22 protein-coding genes are annotated in these 25,967 nt (G+C 65.3%); 12 read left to right on the top strand and 10 right to left on the bottom strand.

The window, feature by feature from the left end; genetic code table 11:
- Positions 1 to 26 precede the first annotated feature (26 nt).
- Positions 27 to 659, top strand: coding sequence for a peroxiredoxin (locus WDC82_RS14570; protein ID WP_340118063.1), 633 nt, complete (start codon positions 27 to 29; stop codon positions 657 to 659).
- Positions 660 to 739: 80 nt separating this feature from the next.
- Here WDC82_RS14570 and WDC82_RS14565 read toward each other — a convergent pair whose 3' ends face one another.
- From WDC82_RS14565 to dctP, 7 genes are all read right to left on the bottom strand, one after another.
- A complete protein-coding gene (locus WDC82_RS14565; RefSeq protein ID WP_340118062.1) occupies positions 740 to 1,747 on the bottom strand; it encodes an alpha/beta fold hydrolase in 1,008 nt (335 codons plus the stop codon).
- Positions 1,744 to 2,592 (bottom strand): alpha/beta hydrolase, encoded by an 849-nt coding sequence (locus WDC82_RS14560; RefSeq protein WP_340118061.1) that lies wholly within the window; start codon positions 2,590 to 2,592, stop codon positions 1,744 to 1,746. Before WDC82_RS14560 ends, WDC82_RS14565 begins: the two co-directional genes overlap by 4 nt.
- Before the next feature lie 7 nt (positions 2,593 to 2,599).
- Positions 2,600 to 3,760 carry a type III PLP-dependent enzyme gene (locus WDC82_RS14555; protein WP_340118060.1) on the bottom strand — a complete coding sequence of 387 codons (1,161 nt, stop codon included), beginning with the start codon at positions 3,758 to 3,760 and terminating at the stop codon, positions 2,600 to 2,602.
- Between the two features lie 110 nt (positions 3,761 to 3,870).
- Positions 3,871 to 5,328, bottom strand: coding sequence for a malonyl-CoA decarboxylase (locus tag WDC82_RS14550; protein WP_340118059.1), 1,458 nt, complete (start codon positions 5,326 to 5,328; stop codon positions 3,871 to 3,873).
- A 26-nt stretch (positions 5,329 to 5,354) separates the two neighbouring features.
- On the bottom strand, positions 5,355 to 6,683 hold the full coding sequence (locus WDC82_RS14545) for a TRAP transporter large permease (protein WP_340118058.1): 1,329 nt from the start codon (positions 6,681 to 6,683) through the stop codon (positions 5,355 to 5,357).
- Positions 6,680 to 7,198 carry a TRAP transporter small permease gene (locus tag WDC82_RS14540; RefSeq protein WP_340118057.1) on the bottom strand — a complete coding sequence of 173 codons (519 nt, stop codon included), beginning with the start codon at positions 7,196 to 7,198 and terminating at the stop codon, positions 6,680 to 6,682. Before WDC82_RS14540 ends, WDC82_RS14545 begins: the two co-directional genes overlap by 4 nt.
- A 121-nt stretch (positions 7,199 to 7,319) precedes the next feature.
- On the bottom strand, positions 7,320 to 8,360 hold the full coding sequence (dctP, locus tag WDC82_RS14535) for a TRAP transporter substrate-binding protein DctP (RefSeq protein WP_340118056.1): 1,041 nt from the start codon (positions 8,358 to 8,360) through the stop codon (positions 7,320 to 7,322).
- Between the two features lie 174 nt (positions 8,361 to 8,534).
- On the opposite strand from dctP, the gene WDC82_RS14530 reads away from it, so the two are divergent.
- Together WDC82_RS14530 and WDC82_RS14525 are read left to right on the top strand one after the other, a co-directional pair.
- Positions 8,535 to 9,215, top strand: a complete 681-nt coding sequence (locus WDC82_RS14530) for a GntR family transcriptional regulator (protein WP_340118055.1) — start codon at positions 8,535 to 8,537, stop codon at positions 9,213 to 9,215.
- A gap of 31 nt (positions 9,216 to 9,246) precedes the next feature.
- The gene (locus WDC82_RS14525; protein ID WP_340118054.1) at positions 9,247 to 10,770 is read left to right on the top strand and encodes a malonyl-CoA synthase; all 1,524 of its coding nucleotides are present in this window, start codon (positions 9,247 to 9,249) and stop codon (positions 10,768 to 10,770) included.
- A gap of 4 nt (positions 10,771 to 10,774) precedes the next feature.
- Here the strand turns inward: WDC82_RS14525 and ftsH are convergent, their stop codons facing one another.
- Together ftsH and WDC82_RS14515 are read right to left on the bottom strand one after the other, a co-directional pair.
- A complete protein-coding gene (gene ftsH, locus WDC82_RS14520) occupies positions 10,775 to 12,628 on the bottom strand; it encodes an ATP-dependent zinc metalloprotease FtsH (RefSeq protein ID WP_340118053.1) in 1,854 nt (617 codons plus the stop codon).
- A gap of 116 nt (positions 12,629 to 12,744) precedes the next feature.
- Entirely contained in the window at positions 12,745 to 13,680 is a 936-nt protein-coding gene (locus WDC82_RS14515; protein WP_340118052.1) for a cation diffusion facilitator family transporter, read from the bottom strand.
- Positions 13,681 to 13,914: 234 nt separating this feature from the next.
- Here WDC82_RS14515 and WDC82_RS14510 point away from each other — a divergent pair, with 234 nt between their 5' ends.
- The 4 genes from WDC82_RS14510 (at position 13,915) to WDC82_RS14495 (ending at position 20,245) form a co-directional block, all read left to right on the top strand.
- On the top strand, positions 13,915 to 16,293 hold the full coding sequence (locus WDC82_RS14510; protein ID WP_340118051.1) for a penicillin acylase family protein: 2,379 nt from the start codon (positions 13,915 to 13,917) through the stop codon (positions 16,291 to 16,293).
- Positions 16,294 to 16,348: 55 nt separating this feature from the next.
- Entirely contained in the window at positions 16,349 to 17,575 is a 1,227-nt protein-coding gene (locus WDC82_RS14505) for a threonine ammonia-lyase (RefSeq protein WP_340118050.1), read from the top strand.
- Between the two features lie 109 nt (positions 17,576 to 17,684).
- Entirely contained in the window at positions 17,685 to 19,067 is a 1,383-nt protein-coding gene (locus WDC82_RS14500; protein ID WP_340118049.1) for a pyridoxal-phosphate dependent enzyme, read from the top strand.
- A 5-nt stretch (positions 19,068 to 19,072) separates the two neighbouring features.
- Complete coding sequence (locus WDC82_RS14495; RefSeq protein WP_340118048.1) at positions 19,073 to 20,245, top strand: PLP-dependent aspartate aminotransferase family protein; 1,173 nt, start codon at positions 19,073 to 19,075, stop codon at positions 20,243 to 20,245.
- 18 nt (positions 20,246 to 20,263) lie between these two features.
- On the opposite strand, the gene WDC82_RS14490 is transcribed toward WDC82_RS14495, so the two are convergent.
- On the bottom strand, positions 20,264 to 20,749 hold the full coding sequence (locus WDC82_RS14490; RefSeq protein WP_340118047.1) for a flavin reductase family protein: 486 nt from the start codon (positions 20,747 to 20,749) through the stop codon (positions 20,264 to 20,266).
- A gap of 212 nt (positions 20,750 to 20,961) precedes the next feature.
- Between WDC82_RS14490 and motA the strand changes: the two genes are divergently transcribed.
- The 5 genes from motA to WDC82_RS14465 all read left to right on the top strand — a co-directional run bounded on the left by motA (position 20,962) and on the right by WDC82_RS14465 (position 25,967).
- Positions 20,962 to 21,825, top strand: a complete 864-nt coding sequence (gene motA, locus WDC82_RS14485) for a flagellar motor stator protein MotA (protein ID WP_340118046.1) — start codon at positions 20,962 to 20,964, stop codon at positions 21,823 to 21,825.
- Between the two features lie 12 nt (positions 21,826 to 21,837).
- Positions 21,838 to 22,821 carry a flagellar motor protein MotB gene (gene motB, locus WDC82_RS14480; protein ID WP_340118045.1) on the top strand — a complete coding sequence of 328 codons (984 nt, stop codon included), beginning with the start codon at positions 21,838 to 21,840 and terminating at the stop codon, positions 22,819 to 22,821.
- A 58-nt stretch (positions 22,822 to 22,879) separates the two neighbouring features.
- Positions 22,880 to 23,371 (top strand): RDD family protein, encoded by a 492-nt coding sequence (locus WDC82_RS14475; RefSeq protein ID WP_340118044.1) that lies wholly within the window; start codon positions 22,880 to 22,882, stop codon positions 23,369 to 23,371.
- Positions 23,372 to 23,545: 174 nt separating this feature from the next.
- Complete coding sequence (locus tag WDC82_RS14470; protein WP_340118155.1) at positions 23,546 to 24,994, top strand: circularly permuted type 2 ATP-grasp protein; 1,449 nt, start codon at positions 23,546 to 23,548, stop codon at positions 24,992 to 24,994.
- Positions 24,987 to 25,967: an alpha-E domain-containing protein gene (locus WDC82_RS14465; RefSeq protein WP_340118043.1), complete on the top strand. Its 981-nt coding sequence runs from the start codon at positions 24,987 to 24,989 to the stop codon at positions 25,965 to 25,967. The genes WDC82_RS14470 and WDC82_RS14465 overlap by 8 nt, the downstream gene beginning before the upstream one ends.

The raw sequence follows: 25,967 nt of genomic DNA, 5'->3' as shown, positions 1-25,967 counted from the left end.
TACAAATAAGCGAGGAGGACTACACCATGGCGTTACAACTGGGCGATACCGCACCCGACTTCACCGCGGAGTCCACTGCCGGCAAAATTTCGCTGCACGACTACGGCAGCGGCAGCTGGGTGGTGCTGTTCTCGCACCCGAAGGATTTCACGCCGGTCTGCACGACGGAGCTGGGCGCCGTAGCGAAGCTGAAAGCGGAGTTCGACAAGCGCAACGTGAAGGTGCTCGGGCTTTCGGTCGATCCCCTCAAGGACCACAAGGCCTGGGTCGGCGATATCGAGGAGACCCAGGGCTGCGCCCTCAACTTTCCGCTGCTGGCCGACCCGGACCGCAAGGTCGCCAATCTCTACGGCATGATCCACCCCAACGCGAACGACACCCTGACCGTCCGCTCGGTCTTCGTGATCGATCCCAACAAGAAGATCCGCCTGACCCTGACCTATCCCGCGAGCACCGGCCGCAACTTCGAGGAACTGCTGCGCGTGATCGACTCTCTGCAGCTGACCGATAAGCACAAGGTCGCGACCCCGGTGAACTGGCGCCAGGGCGACGACTGCATCATCGTGCCGTCCGTCAGCAACGAGCAGGCCAAGGAGATGTTTCCCGGCGGCTGGAAAGAGCACAAGCCATACCTGCGCGTCGTGAAGCAGCCCCACTAGCCTGCTGACCCGGTTTTCGGGCACAAAAAAAGGGGCCGGCAGCCGAATGGCTGCCGGCCCCTTGCCGTTTGAAACCAGGATTATTCATCGCCCCGGCGAAAGAACGCTTCCGCCGCCCGGTCGTGCCAGGCCGCCACCGATCCCTGTCCGTGAAAGCCGACATGGCCGCCGCTTTCGGTGAGGCACAGCGTCAGCGCCGGATTGCCCGGCCAGTGGAAGCCTTCGTAAGCGGTCGCCGGGATCCAGGGATCGTCCGCGGCCTGCACCAGCAGCGTCGGCGTCTTGATAGACGGGAGAAAACGCAGGCCGGAGCATTGCCGGTAATAGTCGTCGGCACCGGCGAAACCGTTACGCGGCGCGATGACCTGCTCGTCGTAGGCGAAGACGCTGTCCGCACTGACGATGGCGGCGCGCTCAACGGCGGAGAGTTCGCGCGGCGCGGCCAGCGCCTCGGCCCGCATCTGGCTTAGCAGATAGCGGTGATAGAGCCAGTTGCGCGGCCGCATGAGGCAAAGCTGCGCGGCCTTCAGGTCGATCGGGGCCGAGACGCTGACCGCCGCCGTCACCGGGAAATCTACCCCCTCCTCCGCCAGAAAGCGCAACAGCATGTTGGCGCCCAATGAATAGCCCATGAGGTAGAGCCCGCTGGCGAAGTCGACAGCGCCGCTGTCGCGCAGTTCGAGCAAGGCGTCACGCAGGTCGCCGCTGCGCCCGGCGTGGTACTGCTCGCCGCACAGCGGGCGCGAGGGGCCGGCGCCGCGCAGATTGAGGCGGACGACGGTATAGCTGCGCGCCAGCCAGAAGGCCGCCGAAGCCCGCACATAGAGGCTGTCCTCGCTGCCGGTCAGGCCGTGCAGCAGCACCACAACGCCGCGGCCCCCCACCGCCGCCCGGTGCAGGCTGGCGACCAGGCGGTCGCCGCTGCCGTCGCGCAGGGGCAGTTCCAGGCGCTCCGCGGGCCAGGCCGCGAGATCGTGATGGGGCCGCCGCACGAAATTGCGCAGGGTTTGCAGGTCGCCGCCCAGCCAGGGAAAGCGGGGCCGGAACGACCCCGCATCAGGCAGGGCCGGCGGCGGCGCAGTGTTCATCCCGCCAGCCACGCCCGCAGCGGATCGATTTGGCCGGCGTCGAGCAGGGCCGGCGCGTGGCCGCACCCTTCAATCTCGATGACCTCGGCGCAAGGGCCGCGCCGCCGCATCTCGGCGGCCGTCTGCGGCAGCAGAAGATCCGACTCGGCGCCGCGCAGCACGAGTACCGGCCGCTCGATCAGGTCCCACAGGGGCCAGAGGTCGACATCGGCGACGTCGCCCTGACGCAGCGGTTCGGCGATGCGCGGGTCGTAGTGCAGGCGCCAGCCCGCCCCGTCGCGGCGCAGGGAGGTTTCCGTCAGGTGGCGCCACTGGGCGTCACTGAGGGCGCCGAAGCCGCGATAGGTTTTGCGGAAGTAGGCCTCGGCGGCGGCGAGGTCGGCAAAGCGCGGGTCCTTGCCGAAATAGGTAAGGATGCGCTCCAGCGCCGCCTTGGGGATGAACGGGCCGACGTCATTGATGACCAGCCGCCGCACAGGGTTGTCGGGCTGCGCCGCCAACATCATACCGATGAGCCCGCCCATCGAGGTGCCGACGATGTCGACCTGCGCGCTGCCGAGCCGCGCGATGAGGGCCGTCGTGTCGGCGAGATACTGCGGATAGCCGTAGTCCAGCGGATCACGCAGCCGGCCGCTGTCGCCGCGCCCGACCACGTCGGCGGCGATCACCCGGCGGCCGTCGGCGGCCAGCGCCGACGCGAGGCTGTCGAAGTCGCGGGCATTGCGGGCCAGGCCATGCAGGCAGAGCACCGGCACCGGGTCCCCGGCCGGCCACTCGCGGTAGGCCATGCGGTGGAAGCCGGTCCGCGAGAGGCAGACAACGCTGTCGCTGCGCGGCTTGCCCATGGCAGCCTCAAGCCGCCGCGACGGCGGGCGGCGCGTCGAAGACCTGCACGAAGGTTTCGGGATGGAAGCCGTTGAAGCGGGTCGCCAGAGCATTGGAATAGGCACCGACCTGGTCGATCTCGATCCAGTCGCCCTCGCGCACATCGTCCGGCAGCGCAAAGGTACCCGGCAACACGTCCAGGGAATCGCAGGTCGGCCCGTTGAGGGCGAACTCGGCCATCGTCTCGGAAACCGGTCCGTCGAGGCGGATGACCCGCGCCGGCAGGCGGATCGCGACGGTCGCCATTTCCGACAGGCTGCCGTAGATGCCGTCGTTGATGTAGAGGCGGTTGTCCTTGCGCAACTGGACCTGGGTCAGCAGGGAGCAGCCGTGCGCCACCAGCGCGCGCCCGGGCTCGGCAAAGACATCCACCGTCGGCTTCAGCTTCAGACTTTTGAGGCCGCGGCGGATCGCCTCCATGTAGGCCCCCAATTCGGGCACCGGCCGGTCGCCGTAAGCCGCCGGGAAGCCGCCGCCGACATCGATGCAGACCGGATCGACCCCCGCCTGGTCGATGATGCCGCCCAACAGCGCCAGGGCATTGGAATAGGCCTCCGGGCTGCGGCATTGGGAGCCGACGTGGAACGCCAGGCCCACCGCGCAGCCCCGCGCAGCGGCGGCCCGCATCAGCTCCGCGGCGTCGTCCGGTGCGGCCCCGAACTTGGCCGCCAGGTGATAGAGCGTATCGTCGGCGGGCGGTGTGTTCACCCGCACGATGATGGTATTGCCCTGCGTTCCCGCTTCTTCCGCTACCTTGTCCAGTTCGTCCCTGTGGTCGACGACGAAGTGACGCACGCCATAAACCTTGTAGGCCGACTTGATGACCGCCCGCGCTTTCACCGGGTGCATGAAGTAGGTGTGGGCATCCTCGAAGCCGTCGGTGATCTGCGCGATCTCCGGCAAGGAGGCGGTGTCGAAATGGCGGATGCCCCCCTTGTAGAGGGCGGAGAGCACCAGGGGGTGCGGATTGCACTTCACGGCGTAGAGCACCGTGCCGGGAAACTGGCTGATGAAGCGCCGGGCGCTCGCCGCCAGGACGTCGGGGCGCATGCAGTAGACGGGATAGCTCGGCCGCAGCGCCTCGGCCACCGCCGTCACGTCGGAAAATTTTCCCTTGTCGATCGCCACTGCGAGAAACCTATGCCTGTAAGCGATGGCGCCGGGACAACCCGGCCGCCCCCATCTATAGGAAGCTACGGCTGCCGGGACAAGGGTAAGCTTTGCGAGCCGCCTCGGTGCTAGCCGATGCTGAGCAGCCGCCGCCGCGCGCCCGATGCGTCGCGCTGGTTGCGCAGCAGGCCCCGCATTTCCTGTCCCAGCGCGATGTGGCCGTCCTTCATGTAGGCCTCGTGGTTGCCTTCGATTTCGTCCACCACGTAGCGGTAGTTGACCATCAGACCGCAGGACTGGGCCATGCCGTTGGCCGAGGCGTCGCCCAGCCAGTTGAGCCGTTCCAGGCGGGCACCGTTGCGCAGGTGGAACCGCGCCACGGAGTCCAGCGGCTGGCCGTCGCTGCGCTTGGAGACGAGATAGCGGGCGGCCAACGCCTTGAGCGGGCGCCGTAAGGCTGAGGCCACCGCCGCGTCCTTGGCCCAGCCGCCTTTGCTCAACAGTTCGCCCACCATCTGCTTCAGGCCACGTTCCCGGGTCAGGGCCGGCAGTTCGGCGAGGTCGTCCGGCTGGAAGGCTGCCGCCAGCTCCTCCTCCGCCAGGCCGTCCAGCCAGCGACGGTAGCCGGGAATCGGCGACAGGGTGGCGAAGATCTTCAGCTTGGGGAATTCGCGCGACAGCGACTGCACCGCGCGCTTGATGAGGAAATCGCCAAAGGAGATCTGCTTCAATCCTTTTTGCGTGTTCGAGATCGAATAGAAGATCGCCGCGTCGGCCTGGTGGGGATCCATCTTCGGTGCCTTCTCGTCGAGCAGCGCCTGGATCGAACCCGCCATACCCTGCACCAGGGCGACCTCGACAAAAGCCAGCGGCTCCTCGGGCATCCGCGGATGGAACAGCGCATAGCAGCGACGATCCGAATCCAGGCGGTTGCGCAGGTCCTGCCAGGAGGTGATCTGGTGCACGGCCTCGTAGGCGACCAGCTTCTCCAGCAGCGAGGCCGGCGAATCCCAGTCGATCTCGCGCAGGTCGAGGAAACCGGTGTCGAACCACGACAGCAGAAGCTCGCGCAGATCGTTGTCGAGCCCCTGAAGATAAGGGTCGTCGCTGCGCAGGGCGAGCAGATCGGCGCGCAGGTCCACCAGGAACTTCACACCTTCGGGCAAGGCATTGAACTGGGTCAACAGCCGCAGCCGGGGGGGCTGCAGAGCGCGGCGCAGCCGGCCCTCGGCCAGCATCCGCCCGGCATCATCCGTCGCCGCCCGATAGCCGTCGATTGCATCGTCCACCGCGTCGGCCGGGACCGCGAACTCCCGCGCCAGCACGGTCAGGAAGCGGCCGCGCCCCTCCGCGTCCTGCTCGAGATAAATGCGCCCGAGAGCGGCCGCCCGCATGCGCGCCGAAACCTCTCCGCCGCGCGCCTCCAGGCAGTCCTGCATGAGCCGCTTCAGGGACTCCGGCTGGGTCGAGGCCGGCGCCTTGGCGAGACCGACGGTGCGCGCCGCGGACTGGGCGATGTCGCGCCAGGCGGAGGCGAGGTTCGATAGCGTACGCACGACCAGAGTTTCCTGCGGCACCTCGGACATCGGACTTCCTTTCTAAATCCCCGAGCCTAGATTCCTTGGCCCAACATGGCATTCGGCAACCACGTGGCGATGGACGGAAAGATGCACAAGAGGATGATGGCGACCACCATGGCCAGCATGTACGGCAGGGCGCCCTTGAGAATCGTCTGCAGCTTCACGTCCGGGACGATGCCGTTGATGACATAGAGATTTAGGCCCACCGGTGGGGTGATCAAGCCGATCTCCATGTTGATGGTAAAGATCACCGCGAACCAGTAGGGATCGAAACCCGCGGACGTCACGATTGGCAGCAGGATCGGCGCCGTCATGAGGATCACCGCGACCGGCGGCAGGAAGAAGCCGCAGACCAGCAGGAACACGTTGATCATCGCCATCAGCACCCAGCGGTTCACATCGAGCCCGGCTATCCACTCGGCGATCGACTGGGTGACGAAGAGGCTGGAGAGCATGTAGCTGAACAATGCGGAGGAGCCGATGATCATCAGGATCATCACCGACTCGCGCATGGAATCGCCAAGAATGTCCCAGATCCTGAGCGGCGACCAGTTCCGCATGAAAAGGCCGTAGATCACCACCACCAGCAGGATGCAGAACAGCGCGCCGACGCCGGCCGCTTCCGAGGGCGTCGCCACGCCGCCATAGAGGACGTAAAGCACGCCCGCGATGATGAGAAAGAACGGCAGCACCCGCGGCAGCACCACCAGCTTGTCGCGCAGGCTGTAGCTCAAGTCGCCCAGCTTGAAGCGGTAGCCGCCGCGCCAGGCCGCATAGAGCGACCACGCCATGAAAAGGCAGGTCAGCATGAAGCCGGGCACCAGGCCGGCGATGAACAGGCGGCCGATCGAGGTCTCGGTGGAGATGCCGTAGACGATCATGGTGACCGAGGGCGGGATCAGAATGCCGAGGGTGCCGCCGGCGGCGATGGCGCCGGTCGCCAGGCCGTCCGGATAGCCGCGCTTGCGCATTTCCGGGATGCCCATCTTGCCGATGGCCGCGCAGGTCGCCGGCGAGGAGCCAGAAAGCGCAGCAAAGATCGAGCAGGCACCGATGTTGGAGATGATCAGTCCGCCGGGCACCTTGTAGAGCCAGCGCTCCAGCGCCTCGTAGAGGTCCTTGCCGGCCGGCGAGGATGCCACGGCGGCGCCCATGAGGACGAACATCGGGATCGAGACCAGGGTGAAGTCCGCCAAGCCGCCGAAGAATGTGTCGGCGACGATCCCCAGGCTACCCCAACCGTCGATGACGACGAGAAAGGCGAGCGCCACGATGCCCAGGCCGAAAGCGATGGGAATGCCGGTAGAAAGAACGACGATGGTGATGACGCCGATCGCGGCGCCCAGCTCGAGCGGGCTCACGGCCGCGCCTCCGGGTCGAGCCCGAAGGGCATTGCGCGTCCTGTGGCCAGGCACAACAGGTCGGCAAGGTACTGCAGGCAGAGCAGCCCGATGCCGATGGGGATCGGGGCATAGGCGATCCACAGCGGCAGGGCCCAGATGGAACTGGTTTTCCAGCCGCCCTGCCAGGCATCGAGCCACAGCTCGGCGCCGCTGTAGGTCAGCGCCGCGCAGAAGACCAGGGCAGTCAGCGAGGCCACGAAGGCGAGAACGAGACGCCCGCGGTGCGGAAGATAGAGCGGCAGCAGGTCGACGTTCACGTGGCCGCGCTGCAGCAGGACGTAAGGGCTGCCGATGAGCGTGGCGCCGACCAAGCTGTAAACGGCGAACTCGGTCTGCCAGACCGTCGATTCATTCAGCAGGTAGCGCATCACCACCATCTGACAGACGACCAGCACCGCGGCCGCCAGGGTCAGCGCGGAGAGAATGCCGCAGAGCTGGGACAGACGGCGCACGCCAGTGATGAAAAGGTCCAAGGGGGCCTCGCCCATCGTAGAAGGTTCAGAGCCCGGCCAACGCCGGACACGCAGAGACTGAAAGCGGTGGGGGCGCCGGCGACTTGCGGCACCGGCGCCCCCAAATTGCGAGCGGCGCGCGTCAGTCGACGGCCAACGCCTTCTCGATCAGTTCCTTGCCGCCGGGAACCTCCTCGGAGAAGATCTTGTAAGACGTATTCTGCGCGATGGCACGCCAGGCCGCCGCATCCTCGGCGGACATCTTCACAACCTCGACGCCGGCGTTCTTGAAGACGTCGACCATCTTGGTGTCGAGGCCCTTGGCCTGCTCAACCATGTAATCCTCGGCCTTCTTGCCGGCGGCCATCAGAGCCTTCTGCTGTTCCTCGCTGAGCTTGTCCCAGCTGCTCTTCGACATCAGGATCGGCTCGTACATGAACCACAGGGCATGGTCGCCCGGCTCGGTCAGACAGGTTACCTGCTCATACAGACGATAGGACACGAAGCTGCCGGAGCTGGTGTTGGCGGCATCGAGCACACCGGTCTGCATGGCGGTGTAGATTTCCGACGACGGCATGGAGGCGATGGAGGCGCCGGCACCAACCAGCATCTGCTCGAAGGCCGGTCCGGCCGCGCGGGTCACCTGCCCCGTCATGCTGTCGGGGCCCAGGATGCAGTTCTTGGTCGAGGCGAAGCCACCCGCCAGCCAGGCGTCGGCCAGCACGACCACCCCCGCATCGTTGATGATCTGCTTGATGTCGGCCATGAACGGCGAGCTGTTGAGCCGCAGCGCGTGGTCGTGGTTCTTCACCAGGCCCGGCATCAGCGTGGCGCTGAACTGCGGATGGCGACCGCTGGCGTAGTCCAGCGGGAAGGCGGAGATATCCAGCTGCCCCTTCACCATGGCGTTCCACTGCTCGCTCGGCTTGAACAGCGAAGCGCCTGGATAGACCTGGATATCCAGGCCGACGTTCGCCGCCGCGGCTTCGCGCGCGATGATCTGAACCATCTCGTCACGGGCGTCGCCCTTGCCGCCCGGCCACTGGTGCGACGCCTTGAGCTTCATGTCGGCGGCGACGGCCGAGCCGGCCATGGCGAGCGCCACGACCATCGCGGTCGTGGAAACGAGGGCACGCGCCGTCTTTGATTTCGCCGTCTTTGATTCTACTGGGGTCTTGGACATTACTCTGTTCCTCCCGGTTGCTTATTGCCCGGCAAAACGTCCGCACCGCGCGTCGCCTGCCTGTTGTTCTGCATCGAAGAGTAACCCCACCCCCAAGGCCTGTCCAGTGTTGTATACAAAGATTGATGAAGTGCATGCTTGCTGGATTCTTTTGCATGCGCCTATACTCCCCGCATGGCATCCAAACCGGCACCTCTGGCCCAAGACCTGCGCGACCGCCTGGAGGAGGAGATCCTCTCGGGCCAGCGGCCGCCGGGCTCGCGTCTGGACGAAAGCAAGCTGGCGCAGCATTTCGGCGTGTCGCGTACACCGGTGCGCGAGGCGTTGCGGGAACTGGCCGCCGCCGACCTGGTGGTGCTGCGGCCGCGCCAGGGAGCGGTGGTCGCCACGGTGACGGTCACGCAGCTGCTGCACATGTTCGAGGTGATGGCCGAGCTGGAATCGTTCTGCGCCCGGCTGGCGGCGCGGCGGATGTCCGAGGCGGAGCGCCACCACCTGGCTCAGGTCCACGCCGCCTGCCGGCACTTCGCCGAAAAGAGCGAGGCCCACGCCTACTACGACGCCAACCGGCGCTTCCACGAGGTGATCTACGCGGGATCCCACAACACCTATCTGGAAGAAACCACCCGCAACATGCGCAACCGCCTGTCACCCTACCGCCGCTTCCAGCTGCACCATCCCGGGCGTACGATGAAGTCGTGGAAGGAACACCAGGCGGTGGTCGATGCCATCGTCAGCGGCGACGGCGAAGCGGCCGCGGCAGCCATGTCGCACCATGTCACCATCCAGGGCGACGTCTTCACCGACCTGATCTCCGCCCTGCCCGAGTCCTACGTCCACGCGATGACCGCCTAGCAGCCCGAGGCCGCGGCGGCGGATAGACACCATGACCAACCTTTACGACCTGCTGAAACAGAATTTCCCGGCCGACCGCGGCCAGACCGTACTGGAAACCCCGGACGGTCTCACCATGAGCTATGCCGACCTGGAGAGCGGCTCCGGGCGCATTGCGCGGCTGCTGACGGACAAGGGTGTCGGGCCGGGCGACCGCGTCGCCGCGCAGATCGAGAAGTCGCCGCAGGCGATCCTGCTCTACCTCGCGGTGCTGCGCTGCGGCGGCGTTTATCTGCCGCTCAATACCGCCTACAAGGGCGGCGAGGTCGCCTATTTCCTGGAAGACGCCGAGCCGCGCGTGCTGGTCTGCGACCCGGCCGGCGAAGCCGCCCTGCAGGAGATCGCCGGCAAGGCCGGCGTTGGCACGGTGCTGACTCTGGGCGAGGACGGCCAAGGCAGTCTGATCGACCTCAGCCAACGCCTCGATCCCGAGGCCGCCGTGGTGTCCCGGGACGACGACGACCTGGCGGCGATCCTCTATACCAGCGGGACCACCGGTCGCTCCAAGGGCGCCATGCTGAGCCACAAGAACCTCGGTGCCAACACCCTCACCCTGCGCGACACCTGGGGCTTCACCGCCGACGACGTGCTGATCCACGCGCTACCGGTGTTCCACACCCACGGACTTTTCGTCGCCACCCACTGCGTGCTGCTGAGCGGCAGCCGCATGCTGTTCCTCAACCGCTTCGACGCCGATACCGTGCTGGACCTGATGCCGCGCGCGACGGCGATGATGGGGGTGCCCACCTTCTACACCCGTCTGCTGGCGAGCCCGCGGCTGACCAGGGACGCCTGCGCCCACATGCGGCTCTTCGTCTCCGGCTCGGCCCCGCTGCTGCCTGAGACCTTCAAGGAGTTCGAGTCCCGCACCGGCCATCGCATCCTCGAGCGCTACGGCATGACCGAGACGACGATGAACACCTCCAACCCGCTGGACGGCGAGCGCATCGGCGGCACCGTCGGCTTTCCGCTGCCGGGCGTGGAGATCCGTATCGCCGACGACGACGGCAGGCCCCTGCCCCAGGGCGAGGTCGGCGTGCTGGAGGTCAAGGGACCCAACGTCTTCCGCGGCTACTGGCGCCAGCCCGAGAAGACCGCAGCGGAGTTCCGCCAGGACGGCTTCTTCATCACCGGCGACGTGGCGATGATCGACGATCGCGGCTACATCCATATCGTCGGACGCGCCAAGGACCTCATTATCTCCGGCGGCTTCAATGTGTACCCGAAGGAGGTCGAGCTCTGCATCGACCAGATCGATGGCGTCCAGGAATCGGCGGTGATCGGCGTGCCGCACCCGGACTTCGGCGAAGCCGTGGTCGCCGTGGTCAAGCGCCAGGGCGGCGGGCCGGAAGTGAGCGCCGATGCGATCCAGTCGACCGCTAAAGCGGCGCTCGCCAACTTCAAGGTGCCGAAGAAGGTATTCTTCGTGGACGACCTGCCGCGCAACACCATGGGCAAGGTTCAGAAGAACCTGCTGCGCGACCGCTTCAAGGACAGCTTCAGCTCGGCGGCCTAGGAGATCAGGCGGCGGAGCCTTGTGCCGCCGCGCCGGCGAGGCAGGCCTTCACCTCGGTAGCACTGAGGGTTTCGCGCTCTTCGAGGCGCTGCACCAAGCGTTTCATGCCGGCTTCGTTGGCAGCGATGACTTCCTTGGCACGCGCCTCCGCCTCACGCAGCAGGTTGGAGACCGCGGCATCGACATCGTGCGCCGTTGTCTCGCTGAAGCGGCGTGGCTGGGCGATCTCGCGCCCCAGGAAGGGATGGTCTTCGCTCTGGCGCAGATCGACGGGGCCGATCTCCTCCGACATGCCCCAGCGCGCGACCATGGCACGCGCCGTCTGCGTCGCCTGCTTGATGTCGTCGTCGGCGCCCGAGCTGACGTTGCCGAGCAGAACTTTCTCTGCCGTGCGGCCTCCCAGCATCACCGCCAGGCGGTCCTTAAGATAGTCCTCGGGCAGGGTATGGCGCTCCTCTTCCGGCAGCATGTGGGTGCCGCCCAGGGCGCGTCCGCGTGGGATGATGGTCACCTTGTAGACCGGGTCGGCCGTCGGCAGAAAGTGCGCGACGACGGTGTGGCCGGCCTCATGCACCGCCAGGCGATGCTTCTCGTCGGGGCGGATCGCCAGACTGCGCACCGTGCCCATCATCACCTTGTCACGCATTTCATCGAAGTCACGCATCTCGATCGTGGGCCTGTCGGACCGGGCGGCGGCCATCGCCGCCTCGTTCACCAGGTTCTTCAGGTCCGCACCGGAGAAACCCGGCGTGGCGCTGGCCAGGGTGGCGAGGTTCACGTCGCCCGCCAGCGGCATTTTCTTGGTATGCACCTTGAGGATCGCCTCGCGGGCCTCGCGGTCCGGCAGTTCCAGGGTCACATGGCGGTCGAAGCGCCCGGGGCGCAGCAGAGCGGGATCCAGCACATCTGGACGGTTGGTCGCCGCCAGGACGATCACCGCCTCGTGCCCCGAGAAGCCGTCCATTTCCGCCAGGATCTGGTTCAGCGTCTGTTCGCGCTCGTCGTTGCCGCCGCCCATGCCGGTACCGCGCACGCGACCGACAGCGTCGAGCTCGTCGATGAAAATGATGCTGGGCGCGCGCTTCTTGGCTTCCTCGAACATTTTGCGCACACGCGAAGCGCCGACGCCGACGAACATCTCGATGAACTCGGATGCCGAGGTGTGATAGAAGTTCACGTTGGCCTCGCCCGCCAAGGCGCGGGCCAGCAAGGTCTTGCCGGTGCCCGGCGGACCCATCAGCAGCACGCCGCGGGGCGGCTCCGCCCCGAGACGCTGATAGCGCTCCGGATCACGCAGGAAATCGACCAACTCGGCGACCTCGCGCTTGGCGCTCTCCTGCCCAGCGACATCGGCGAAGGTGATCCGCTTCTTGCGCTTGACCTCGCGCTGCGCCGACCCGGCGAGAAACTCGGAAGGATCACGTCCGCCGAAACGGCCCGTGATGTTGCTCTGCATGCGGTTCCAGAACCAGAAGTAGATACCGAGGAAGACCAGCCAGGGCAGCAAGCTGAGCATCCAGTTGCCGCCATCCTCTGCGGAGGCTTCCACCGTCAGCACCGCTCCGCTGGACTCGATCAGCGGCATGAGCTCGGCATCGGTCAGTCCCGGCAGGGTGACCTTGATGCGCTGCAGGTCTGCCGCCGTGCCGCCACCCTCGGGCTTCGCCAGCGCCGTCACCTCGTGCCCGGCCAGGCGGATGTCAGTGACGCGGCGGTCGCGCAGCAGCTGCTTGAATTCGCTGTAGGCCACCTCGGATGCCCGCGGCTCCGGCGTCGTGCCCTCCCGCATGCTGTACAGGAAGGCGAAGAGCACCAGGCCGACCAGCAGAAGGGGCCACCACTTCGACAGTTCTTTCACCAGGCGCCTCCGGCCATAAAAAGCCACCATCCCGAGCGGAAATCCATAGTAGCGAATACCAAGCCCCAAGCGGGATGGGAATGATGCAGCTCAAACCGACGGCGCAGGAATGCCGGTCAGTCGGCGCGGCTGGCCAGGTTGTGGGAGCGCCAGGACTGCGCCTCGATGAACACCCTCTTGACCGCCGAATCGGCCTGCTTAATGCGCATTTCGAGTTCCGAGATCGCTGCCTCGACATCGTTGGCGGAGAGGTTCGGGTGGAAATCGATGCTGATCGTCACCAGCAGGTCCTGGGGCCCCTGATGCAGGGTCAGCAGCTCGTTGATGCGAAAGACGGCCTTGTGGCTCTGGACGATCCCCTTCAGCTGGTTGGCCAGCCAGGGGTCCGCCCCCTCGCCGATCAGCAAGCCCTTGGTCTCGTAGGCCAGCAGGATCGCCGCCAGCGCCAGGATGCCGCCGATGACCATCGAGGCGACGCCGTCCAGTTCCGGCATATCCAACTGCTGGCCGAGGAAGATGCCGAGGAAGGCCACCATCAGGCCCAGCATCGCCGCCGTATCCTCCAGCAGCACGGTGAAGATCGAGGGATCCTTGCTGACCTGGATGGCGCGGAGATAGCCATGGCTGCCCTTGGTGCGCTTGAACTCGCGGAAGGCGACCCACCAGGCGCCCGCCTCGAACACCATAGCGACGCCGAGGACGATATAGTTCACATAGGCGTCGGAGACCGGATGCGGGTCGCCGAGCTTGTGAACCCCCTCGTAGAAGGACACGCCAGAACCCACCGCGAAGATCAGGATGGCGACCACAAAGGCCCAGAAATAGATCTCGCGGCCGTAGCCGAAGGGATGCCGGTCGTCCGCCGGGCGCGCCGCCCGTTTGAGGCCGTACAGCAGCAGCGCCTGATTGCCCGTGTCCACCGCCGAATGGATGCCCTCGGAGAACATGGCTGAACTGCCGGTGAAGGCCGCTGCCGCGAACTTTGTGACCGCGATCATGGAGTTGCCGGCGAGCGCCGCGATGATCACCCTCTTCGATCCGTGTCCGGCCATGCCGTTCCTTCCGTGATTTCCGCCCCGGACTTCGCGCCGAAGCAGCCCGTCGGGCCGCTGTGACAGCAGGCCGCGGGTTCCAGAGCCACTATATCGTCCCCATATCCGGGGAGGAAACCTGCAGTGAAATGATCTATCAAGGATTTCACAGGCATTCTCAGACCGTTGACCACGGGACGCCCCCTGAGAAAGGCCACAAGCTTCCGGGCGGGCAAAGGCGGTATAAGGGAAAGCATGAGAGCGATTCGGCGCGCACTACTGATTGTCCTGGGCGGACTGTTGGTCCTGGTCCTGATTGTCGCCGGCGGCGGATACCTCTGGCTGCGCGGTTCGCTGCCGCAGACTGAGGGCGAGGTACGCATCGCGGCCCTGGAAGCGCCGGTCACGGTGCGCCGCAACAGCGACGGCGTCGTCCGCATCCAGGCGGCCAATGAAAGCGACCTCTATCGCGCCCTCGGCTTCGTCCACGCCCAGGAGCGTCTGTGGCAGATGGATTTCATGCGCCGCACCGCTTCCGGGCGGCTGTCGGAGGTCATGGGCGAGTCGACCCTCGGGCTGGACCGCTTCTTCCGCACCCTCGGATTCCGCCAGCTCGCAGAGGCGAACATCGCCACCCTGTCGGAGCCGACCAAGATGGCGCTGCAGGCCTATGCCGACGGCGTCAATGCCTTCCTGGCCACCCGCTCCGGCCCGCTGCCGCTGGAGTTTCAGATCCTGCGCTACGAGCCCGAACCCTGGAGCCCGACCGACTCGCTGCTGTGGGGTCGCGTCATGGCGCTGCGCCTGTCAGAGAACTGGCGCGACGAGTTGAGCCGAACACGCCTCGCGGGGCGTTTCAGCGCCGAGCAGATCGCCGAGTTGTGGCCGGCCTATCCCGAGGACGCCCCCATCACCATCGCCGGGCTGGACAGCCTCATCGACCAGTCCGTCGCGACCCAGCTCGCCAACCTGCTGCCGCCGTCGCTGCAGCCGACGGGTGCTTCCAACGCCTGGATCGTCGGCGGCAAGCGCACGGTGAGCGGCAGCCCGATCCTCGCCAACGATCCGCACCTGCCCCTCGACGCCCCCGGCACGTGGTTCCTCGCCCGCCTGGAAGCGCCGGGCATCACCCTGGCCGGGGCGACCTCGCCGGGCGTGCCTTTCATCCTGCTCGGCCACAACCAGACCGTCGCCTGGGGTCTCACCACGACCCACAGCGATACGCAGGATTTCTTCATCGAACGCATCTCGCCGGACGATCCAAACCAGTATGAGACGCCGGAGGGCAGCGAGCCCTTCAAGGTGCGCGACGAGTTCATCCGCCTGAGCGGCGGCGAGTCGGTGCGCCTGATCGTGCGGGAGACGCGCCACGGACCCGTGATGAGCGACGTGATCCCGGAAGGCTCGAAAGACAACAACGCCGTCCTCGCCCTTGCCTGGCCCGCCCTACGCGCCGACGACGCCACCGCTGACGCGCTCTACCAGATGAACCATGCGAACAGCTGGGGGGCGTTCCGCGAAGCGCTGCGACAGTTCCATTCGCCGCAGCAGAACATTCTCTTCGCCGACACCGCAGGGAACATCGGCTTCATGGCGCCGGCGCGTGTGCCGGTGCGCCGCACCGGCAACGGCCAACACCCGGTGCCGGGATGGAGCGGCGAGTTCGACTGGATCGGCTTCGTGCCCTTCGAGGAACTGCCCAGCACCAGCAACCCGCGCAGCGACCTCATCATCAACGCCAACAATCGCATCGTGCCGGAGAAGTTTCCCCACCTGATCGCCGTCGACTGGCCGCCACCCTACCGCGCCGAGCGGATCGAATCCGTTCTGGCGGGCACCGAGGGCAACCACCGCGTGACCGATTCCCTGATCCTGCAGCAGGACATCGTCGCCACGGCCGTGGAGCGCATCCTGCCCCGCCTGCTCGCCGTCACGCCGAACGAAGAGCGCTCGCGCGAAGCCGTCAGCCGTCTGCGCGGCTGGGACCGGCAGATGCACCGCAACGCGCCCGAACCGCTGATTCTGCAGGCCTGGATCTGGGCGCTCGGCCAGACCATCTTGGCCGATGAATTGGGACCCAACTATCTCGAGTTCCTGGACGGCGGTATCTACACCGTCGAGCGGCTGATCGACAACGGCAGCAAGTGGTGCGACGACACCACCACCGATGAGACCGAGGACTGCGATACCCAGATCGTCCGTGCGCTGGATGTTGCGCTCGACCATCTGACGGAGCGCTTCGGCAGCGACATGTCCGCCTGGCGCTGGGGCAAGGCGCACGTCGCGCGGTTCAGCCATCCGCTGCTCAGCCGCCTGCCCGTTCTGCGTGAACTCTTCACCTACAGCGTCGAGGCCGATGGCGGCAACGACACCGTCAACCGCGCCTCGCCCCGGCTCGGCGGCAGTCCGGAGACGCTCTTCGAGGACGTCCATGGCGCCGGCTTCCGCGCCGTCTACGACCTGGAAGAACTCGACCGTTCGCGCTTCATGATCGCCACCGGCCAGTCGGGCAATCCTCTTTCCCCCCTCTACGGCAACATGGCGCTGCGCTGGCGCGACGGCCAGTCGGTGTCGCTGGCTCCCGGATCCTGGACGCTGGCAGAACAGCTAAGCTTGCTGCCGTCCCAAAAATAGCCAAGCATTGTGACCGCCGGCGCCGTAACGGATGCCGCACCCCGGGGAGACGGCCTTGACGACCACCATCGACGACATTCGCGCGGCAGCGGAGCGCCTGCAAGGGCAGGTGATCCGCACCCCCCTGATCCCTGCCGCCCGCATGTCGGAGGTCCTGGGCTGCGATCTCTACCTGAAGCTGGAGAACCTGCAGCGCACTGGCTCCTTCAAGGATCGTGGCTCTTATTTCCGGCTGTCCAACCTGACGGCGGACGAAGCCAAGCGCGGCGTCATCGCCATGTCTGCCGGCAATCACGCCCAGGGCGTCGCCTACCACGCGCAGCGCCTCGGCATCCCGGCGACCATCGTCATGCCGGAGTTCGCCCCCTTCTCGAAAGTCGAGCGCACGAGGTCCTTCGGTGCCCGCGTGGTTCTGACCGGCGACACCCTGGACGCCTCGGCCCAGGCCGCCCGGCAGATCGCCGAAGAGGAAAAGCTGACTTTCGTGCATCCCTATGATGATCCGGACGTCATCGCCGGCCAGGGCACCATCGGCTTGGAGATCATGGAGGATCTGCCCGATGTCGACACCCTGGTCGTGCCGATCGGCGGCGGCGGCCTGATTTCCGGCATCGCCACCGCCGCCAAGCACGCCAACCCGGCAATCCGGATGATCGGAGTCGAGACCGAGCTCTATCCCTCCATGGCCAACGCCCTCCAGGGCCGCAGCGAACTGCCCGGCGGCAGCAGCCTGGCCGACGGCATCGCCGTGAAGAACCCCGGGAAGTTGACCAAGGAGATCATCGGCCGCCTCGTCGAGGACATCGCCATCGTCCCCGAGACCATGATCGAGATCGCCATCCACCGGCTTGTCGAGGAACAGAAAATCGTGGCCGAGGGTGCCGGCGCCGCCGGGGTCGCCGCGATCATCAACGATCCGCAGCGCTTTGCCGGTCGCAAGGTTGCCACGGTGGTCTGCGGCGGCAACATCGACGTGCGCCTGCTGTCCGGCGTGCTCGCGCGCGGGCTGGTGCGCGACGGGCGCATGGTACGGCTGCGGATCGGCATCGTCGACCAACCCGGCATCCTGGCCAAGATCGCCGAGATCATCGGCCGCAGCAGCGCCAACATTATCGAGGTGTACCACCAGCGGATGTTCTATGACGTGCCGGCCAAGCGGGCCGACGTCGATGTCGTGCTGGAAACCCGCAATGCCGACCACGTGAAGGAGATCGTCGCGGTGCTCGAAAAGAGCGGTTTCCCCACGCGGGTGCTGTCGGCGCATTCCGCCGTCGGGTCGTGACATGGCCCGCGAAACGGGGCAAGCGTTCCATCCAAAGATTGCACTGGCGGCCCCTATCCCTTAGGGGATAAGCAGAAGAAGTCGCTGCGTATGCACGGAGGAGCACCCCATGGGTCCGACCGGCGCCGTCTTTCACAACGTTCTGGATCGCATCGGCAACACGCCGATGCTGGAGGTCAGCCGCCTCGACACCGGGCCGTGCCGTCTGTTCCTGAAACTTGAGAGCGAAAATCCGGGCGGCTCCATCAAGGACCGCATCGGCAAGTCGATGATCGAAGCGGCTGAGCGGGAGGGCCGGCTGAAGCCCGGCGGGCGGCTGATCGAAGCGACCGCCGGCAATACCGGTCTCGGTCTCGCGCTGGTGGCGGCCCAGAAGGGCTATCGCCTGTCCCTGGTGGTCCCCGACAAGATGGCCAAGGAGAAGATCTTCCACCTGCGCGCCCTCGGCGCCGAGGTCATCCTCACCCGCTCCGACGTCGGCAAGGGCCACCCGGAATACTACCAGGACATCGCCCAGCGCCTCGCCGATGAAACCGGCGCCATCTTCATCAACCAGTTCGGAAATCCGGCCAATCCCCTGGCCCACGAGACGACGACAGGCCCGGAAATCTGGGAGCAGATGGAGCACGATATCGACGCCGTGATCTGCGGCGTCGGCTCCGGCGGCACCATCGCCGGTCTCGCCCGCTACTTCGCCAAGGTCTCCGATAAGACCGAAATGGTGCTGGCAGATCCCGCTGGCTCGATCCTCGCCGAGTACGTCGAGACCGGACACCTCAGCAAGGACGTCGGCAGCTGGATCGTCGAGGGCATCGGCGAGGATTTCCTGCCCGACATCGCCGACCTTTCCAGGGTACGCAAGGCATATGTCATCTCCGACAAGGAAGCGCTGCTGACGGCGCGGGAACTGCTGTTGCGCGAGGGCGTTCTTGCCGGCTCGTCCTCCGGCACCCTGATTGCCGCCGCTTTGCGTTATTGCCGCGAGCAGAGCGAACCCAAGCGGGTCGTGACCCTGGTGTGCGACAGCGGCAACAAGTACCTCTCGAAAATGTTCAATGACTACTGGATGATCGACCAGGGCTTCATCGAACGGGAACGCAAAGGCGATCTGCGCGACCTCATCAGCCGGCGCCACGACGAGCATGGTACCGTCACCGTAGGCGCGGACGACAACCTGCTGATCGCCTACGGCCGCATGAAGCTCTACGACATCTCGCAGCTGCCGGTGCTGGACAAGAGCGGGAAGGTCGCAGGGATCATCGACGAGAGCGACATCCTGCTGAAGGTGTTCAAGGATGACGCGCACTTCAAGGATGCCGTCTCCAGCGCCATGACCGCCAGGTTGGAAACCATCGCGCCGGACGAGCCGATCGACGCCCTGCTGCCGATCTTCGCCAAGGATCACGTTGCCATCGTCTTCGACGGCGATACCTTCCTGGGTCTCATCACCCGCATCGACCTGCTCAATCATCTCCGCCGAAGGATGCGATAGACGCCATGCCCGATACCCCGCGGCCGCGCAACCGGCCCGCCTTCGCCACCCGCGCGATCCATGCCGGCCAGTCCCCCGACCCGACGACCGGCGCCATCATGCCGCCGATCTACACCACCTCGACCTACGTTCAGGAGAGCCCCGGCGTTCACAAAGGCTATGAGTACAGCCGCACGCAGAACCCGACCCGCATGGCCTACGAACGCTGTATCGCCGACTTGGAGAGCGGTGAGCGCGGCTATGCCTTCGCGTCGGGCCTGGCCGCCATTGCGACGCTGCTCGACTGTCTCGACAGCGGCAGCCACGTCATCGCCATGGATGATCTTTATGGCGGCTCCTATCGCCTGTTCGAGGGCGTGCGGCGGCGCTCGGCCGGCCTCGACTTCTCCTTCGTCGATATGTCGGACGTCAGGAAGCTGGAGGCGGCGATCCGACCCGACACCAAGCTGATCTGGGTGGAGACGCCGACCAACCCGCTGTTGAAACTGGTCGATCTGGAGGCGGTCGCTGCCCTCGCCCGCAAGCGCGGCATCCTCTGCGCCTGCGACAACACCTTCGCCACACCCTGGGTACAGCGGCCGCTGGAACTGGGCTTCGACGTGGTGATGCACTCGGCCACCAAGTACCTCAACGGTCACTCCGACATGGTGGGCGGCATCCTTGTCGTCGGCCCCAACAAGGACCTGGCCGACCGTCTGGCTTTCCTCCATAACGCCGTCGGCTCGATCCAGGGCCCCTTCGACAGCTTTCTCGCCCTCAGGGGGCTGAAGACTCTGGCCCTGCGGATGGAGCGCCACTGCAGCAATGCCCAGGCCGTCGCGGCCTACCTGGAGGGCCACCGCAAGATAGAACGGGTGATCTACCCGGGCTTGGCGAGCCACCCCCAGTTTGCCCTCGGGGAGCAGCAGATGGATGCCCCCGGCGGCATGGTCACCGCCTTCCTGAAAGGCGGCCTGGACAACGCCCGGCGGTTTCTGGAGCGGGTCGAGATTTTCGCCCTGGCCGAAAGCCTGGGCGGCGTCGAGAGCCTGATCGAGCATCCGGCCATCATGACCCATGCCTCGATCCCCGCGGAAAAGCGTGCTGCGCTTGGGATCAGCGACGGGCTGGTGCGGCTGTCAGTGGGCGTTGAAGGCGAAGACGACCTCATCGCCGACCTGGAGAACGCCCTGGCCTAGGCCCCTCGGGATCGCCCGCTAGACCCCCGGTCCAATGGTGCGATAGCCGCTCTGGAAGTAGACCAGCGGCGAACCCTCCTCTACCGTCTGCAGCCGCTCGACCCGGCCGACGATGATGAGGTGGTCGCCGCCCTCGTAGAGGCTCTCGCGCCGGCACAGCAGGTTTGCCAGACAGCCCCGCAGGACCGGCACCTCGCCGGGCCAAAGGTCGTAGGCCACCCCATCCCACTTGTCGGCCGCCGCCATGGAGAAGCGCACGGAGAGGCCGTGCTGCTCCTCTCGCAGGACATTGACGGCAAAGCGCTCCGCCATGCTGAGGCAGTCGACGCTGAGCGCGTCCTTGTCCAGACAGAACAGGATCAAGGGCGGGTCGAGCGACACCGAAGAGAAGGAGTTGACCGTGATCCCGCGATTGGTCCCGGCGTCATCCCGGGCAGTCACCACGGTCACACCGGTCGCGAAATTGCCGAGGGCGCGTCGGAAGGTAACGGAATCGAAGGTCATTTGGCTCCAGGTTGCGTCGGGGCGGCTGCTGTGTCTCGGGCTGGCGGGGCGGATCTTAATGCCAGCCAGCGCTCAAAAGCCACTACAAACCAGTTATTTCCGCCCCCTACAGGGTGCAACTAAACCACTTCTTAACTTAAATCGGCCACCTTCAAACGCCGCCTCCCGCAGGCGGCATTCTCAACAGCGACCATCTCGCGGATTGGGGCTCCATGGGGCTTATTGTAGGCATATTGATCGTTATCGGCTGTACCCTCGGCGGGTACATGGCGATGGGCGGCAAGCTCGGCGTTCTCTGGCAGCCCTTTGAGGTCGTCATCATCGTTGGCGCGGCCATCGGCGCCTTCGTGATCGCGAACACCGGCTCCGTCGTCAAAGCGACCGGCAGCGCCATCGGCAAAACTTTCAAAGGCTCCGCCTACAAGAAAGAGAATTATGTCGAGCTGATCTGCCTGCTCTACCAGATCCTCAAGGTCGCCAAGACGAAGGGCAACCTGGGGCTTGAGCAGCATATCGAGAATCCCCAGGATTCGGCCCTCTTTGCGCAATTTCCCGGCGTCATGGCCAATGAAACGGCAATGACCTTCATGTGCGACTACCTGCGCATGCTGACCCTCGGCTCCGAGGACCCCCATGAAATGGAGTCCCTCATGGACGAGGAGATCGAGGTCGTCCATCACGAGCATTCCGAGGTCGCCCACGCGCTGCAGACCATGGCCGACGGCATGCCGGCGCTGGGCATCGTTGCCGCGGTGCTCGGCGTCATCAAGACCATGGGCTCGATCACCGAACCGCCGGAGATCCTCGGCAAGCTGATCGGCGGCGCCCTGGTCGGCACCTTCCTCGGCGTATGGGTGTCCTACGGCTTCCTCGCCCCGATCGCCGGCAAGGCACAGGCGGTGTACAATCTGGAGATCAAGTATCTCCAGTGCATCAAGGCCGCTCTGCTCGCCCATATGCACGGGTCTCCTCCGGCAGTCTCTGTCGAATTCGCGCGCAAAGCGCTGCACTCCCACGACCGCCCGACCTTCTACGAGATTGAAGATGCCGTCGGCGCCTTGCCGCCCCCGGCATAAGGGGCCGACCTCATGGCAGCAGCTAATGACGGCGAAGCGACGATCGTCATCATCAAGAAAGTCAAGAAAGTCGCCGGCGGGCACCACGGCGGCGCCTGGAAGGTTGCCTACGCCGATTTCGTGACCGCAATGATGGCGTTTTTCCTGCTGCTCTGGCTGCTGAACGCCACCACCGAGGAACAGCGTAAGGGCATTGCCGAGTATTTCTCGCCGGTCTCTAGCTTCAACCCGGAGAGCGTCTCAGAAAGCGCCAGCGGCTCGGACGGCGTCATGGGGGGGCGCAGCATGATCACCGACGGCGCCCTGGTGAACGACACCTCGCCGGTCGGCATCACCGTGTCACTGCCGGGCGCCAAGGACGATACCGAGGAACAGGCCGAGGAGCCGGCCGACGACACCCAGTCCGGCCAGCGCCTTGCCAAGGCCGATGAAGATCCAAACCAGGCAGTCGACCGCGCGGAAGTCGACCGCCTGGCGCGCGAGCTGGAAGAGGAGCGCTTTGCCGAGGCTGAGGCGGAACTGCGCCAAGCCATCGAATCCGTCCCCGATCTCAGCGACTTCGCGAAGAACCTTGTTATCGACCAGACGCCGGAAGGCCTGCGCATCCAGATCATCGACCAGGAAGGCAAGTCGATGTTTCCGTCGGGTTCAGCGCAGATGTACCCGCATACCCAGCGGCTGCTCGCCCTGGTCGCGGACGCCATCAAGAATCTCGACAATCCGGTCGCCATCAAGGGGCATACGGACTCGACCCCGTACACCAGCACCAAGGACTATTCCAACTGGGAGCTGTCAACGGACCGCGCCAACTCCAGCCGCCGCGCCCTGCTCGCCGCCGGGCTGCCCGCATCGCGGGTCGCCTCGGTCGTCGGCCGCGCCGACCAGGAGCATTTCGTGCCCTCAGAACCGAATTCGCCGCGCAATCGCCGCATTTCCGTTGTCCTTCTGCGCCAGGCCCCGGAAGGCGAAGTCCCCCGCTACCAGTCCGACAACTGAGCCAGACGCCCCGTGCCGGCCCTTGCGCCCGGCGTCGCAGGCAGCCTAGGCTAGAGGCATGTTCTCGGACGACATGGCCGCTTCGCGGAGGGCGTCGTGGTGGCATGGCGAACCTCCGCTGCCTTCTTCCGCACCACAGCTGTACAGCGGCATCGCGGTCCGCCGGTGCCTCGCCTATCTGATCGACGTTATTATCATCGCCGCCCTGGGCCTCTGCCTCGGCTTCGCCCTCTCGATCGTCGGCGTTCTAAGCTTCGGGCTGTTGAGCCCGCTTGCCGTAATCGTCATGGCGCTCTGGCCCCTGCTCTACCACAGCTTCTTCATCGCCACCCGCGGCGCCACGCCCGGTATGGGTTGCTTTGGACTGGCACTGCGGGACTGGAGCGGCAAGCGGGTGGAACCCGTACAGGCCGTCCTCGTTGTGCTGCTGTTCTACGTCTCCGTCAGCTTGACGGCCTGGCTCGTGCTTCTCCTGGTCCTGTTCAACGACCGCGGGCGCGCCCTGCACGACATCCTGGCGAACACTCTTATGGTGCGGCGGATCGGCTAGCCAATACATGTAATAAAGCAAACAGTTAGGGAGCCTCCAGGCACCTGTGCATTGAATACTGGCCAGGCACCCTCAATCCTTGCCATAATTCCTTTGAGTAAGGTTTACCCAACGAAAACAATAAACTTGGACGCTGGGGATAGCAAAAAACAGGGAGCGTTTCATTTGGCTAGCATGGCCCAGACCATATCGGGGCCCCTTTCCGCTTACGATCCGGATGGCTTTTTCTGCGAGATGCTGGGCGGCAACGGGGACGCGGCCGACCATACCCGTGCCATTCGCGAACGGCTGAACCGCCTCGACCTCGAAGATCTGCGCGGAAGGGCCCGGGACGCGGAACTGGAGCTCTACAGCTTCGGCATCACCTTCACGGTCTACACCCAGAAGGATGTGATCGACCGTATCCTGCCGTTCGACGTTATCCCGCGCGTCATCTCGAAGGACGCCTGGAGCACCATTGAGCGCGGCGTCACACAGCGCGTCACGGCCCTCAATCTCTTCCTCTGGGATATCTACCACGATCAAAAAGTCCTGAAAGACGGGATCATTCCCCGCGACCTTGTGGTCGGCAACAAGAACTACTGCCCCCAGATGGAGGGCGTCGATGTGCCCTTCGGGACATACGTGCACATCAACGGCACCGATCTGGTGCGGGGTGACGATGGCCAGTTCGTCGTCCTGGAAGACAACGCCCGCTGCCCTTCCGGCGTCTCCTATGTGGTCGAGAACCGGCACCTGATGCAGCGCAGCTTCCCGGACCTCATGAGCAATATCGGCATTCGGCCGGTCTCCAACTACGGACAGCGGCTGCACGAAGCGCTGTGTGATACGGCGCCGGCCGGCGTAATGGACCCCCAGGTCGTGCTGCTCTCTCCTGGAACGTATAACTCGGCCTATTTCGAGCACATCTTCCTCGCGCGCGAGATGGGGGTGCCGCTGGTTGAGGGGAGCGACCTGGCGGTCGAAAACGACAAGGTCTACATGAAGACCATCAACGGCCTCGACCCGGTCCATGTGATCTACCGCCGCGTCGGCGACGACTTCCTGGACCCCGAAGCCTTCAATCCACAAAGCGTACTCGGTGCTGCAGGCCTGATGCGGGCCTATGCCAAGGGGAACGTGTCTCTCGCCAATGCGGTCGGCACGGGCGTTGCCGACGACAAGGCGGTCTATGCCTATATGCCGCGCATCATCAAGTACTACCTGGACGAAGAGACGATCCTGCCGAATGTGGATACCCATATCTGCCGGGAGAAAGAAGGCTTGGCCTTTACCCTGGACAACCTCGACAAGCTGGTCGTGAAGCCCGTCGGCGAAGCCGGCGGCTATGGCATCACCATCGGCCCACGGGCGAGCGCGCGCGAGCTGGAAAAATGCCGGGCCGATCTGCTGGCCGATCCGGCCAACTACATCGCCCAGCCGATGGTGAATCTCTCCGTATGCCCGACACTGACGGATGACGGCATCAAGGCCCGCCATGTCGATCTGCGTCCCTTCGCGGTGACCGGCAAGAGCACCTGGGTGCTGCCCGGCGGGCTCTCCCGTGTCGCCCTCACCAAGGGATCGATTATCGTCAACTCCTCCCAAGGCGGAGGTTCGAAGGATACCTGGGTCCTTGCGTAGACTGCTTTCCCGCTATGCCGAGTCGATCTATTGGATGGCGCGCTACGTCGAGCGAGCCGAGAACCTGGCGCGCATCCTGGACGTGAACGAAACCTTCAGCCGCGACAGCCGCGGCTGGCAGAACTGGCGCTCCATCCTTCAGATCAACCGCGACGAAGAACGCTTTTTCGCCGAACATGAAGAAGCCGACGCCGAGAACGTCATCTACTTTTATACGCTGGACCAGCGCAACCCCACATCGATCATCTCGGCCGTCAATCAGGCGCGCAGCAACGCGCGCACCCTGCGCCCGCTGATCTCGACCGAGATGTGGATCCAGCTCAACATGCTCTCGAACAAGCTGAAGAGCATGCCGCGCGAAGAACTGAGTGAGCCGCGTCTTACCCGCTTCTGCACCCAGGTCAAGGAAGCGTGCCAGACGCACACCGGCATCACGGAAGGCACCTTCTATCGGGACGAGAGCTGGTTCTTCTATCAGATCGGCCGGGCCATTGAACGCGCCGATCAGACGACTCGAATGCTCGACGTCAAGTATCATCTCCTGCTTCCCAAGGATGAGGCCGTAGGCTCACCACTCGACGTCAGCCACTGGAACGCGGTGCTGCGCTCGGCGGCCGGCTACCATGCTTTCCGACGCGTGCAGCCGAGCGGAATGGAGCCGGGCGATGTCGCAGGCTTCCTGTTGTTCCACAGCCGCTTTCCGCGCTCGGTGCGCGCCTGCGTCCACGACATTTCCAACCGGCTGTCGCAGCTGCGTTCCTCCTACAGACTGATCGGCGGGACAAAGGCCCTAGAGGAGTTGGACGAACTGCGCAGCGTTCTCGACGACATCACCGTCGATCAGGTGATCAACAAGGGGATGCACGAGTTCATCGACTGGATCCAGATAAAGCTGATTCGCATCCATGGAGAACTGGGCGCTGCCTACTTCGGCTACTCATCCCTGACCGATGTCGCCGAGAGCGCCGAGTAA

This window comes from Pelagibius sp. 7325, from assembly GCF_037652055.1.
Classification (GTDB): Bacteria; Pseudomonadota; Alphaproteobacteria; order Kiloniellales; family Kiloniellaceae; genus Pelagibius.
The sequence above is the reverse complement of the archived record's forward strand: the minus strand, read 5'-3'. Positions and strand labels throughout refer to the sequence as shown.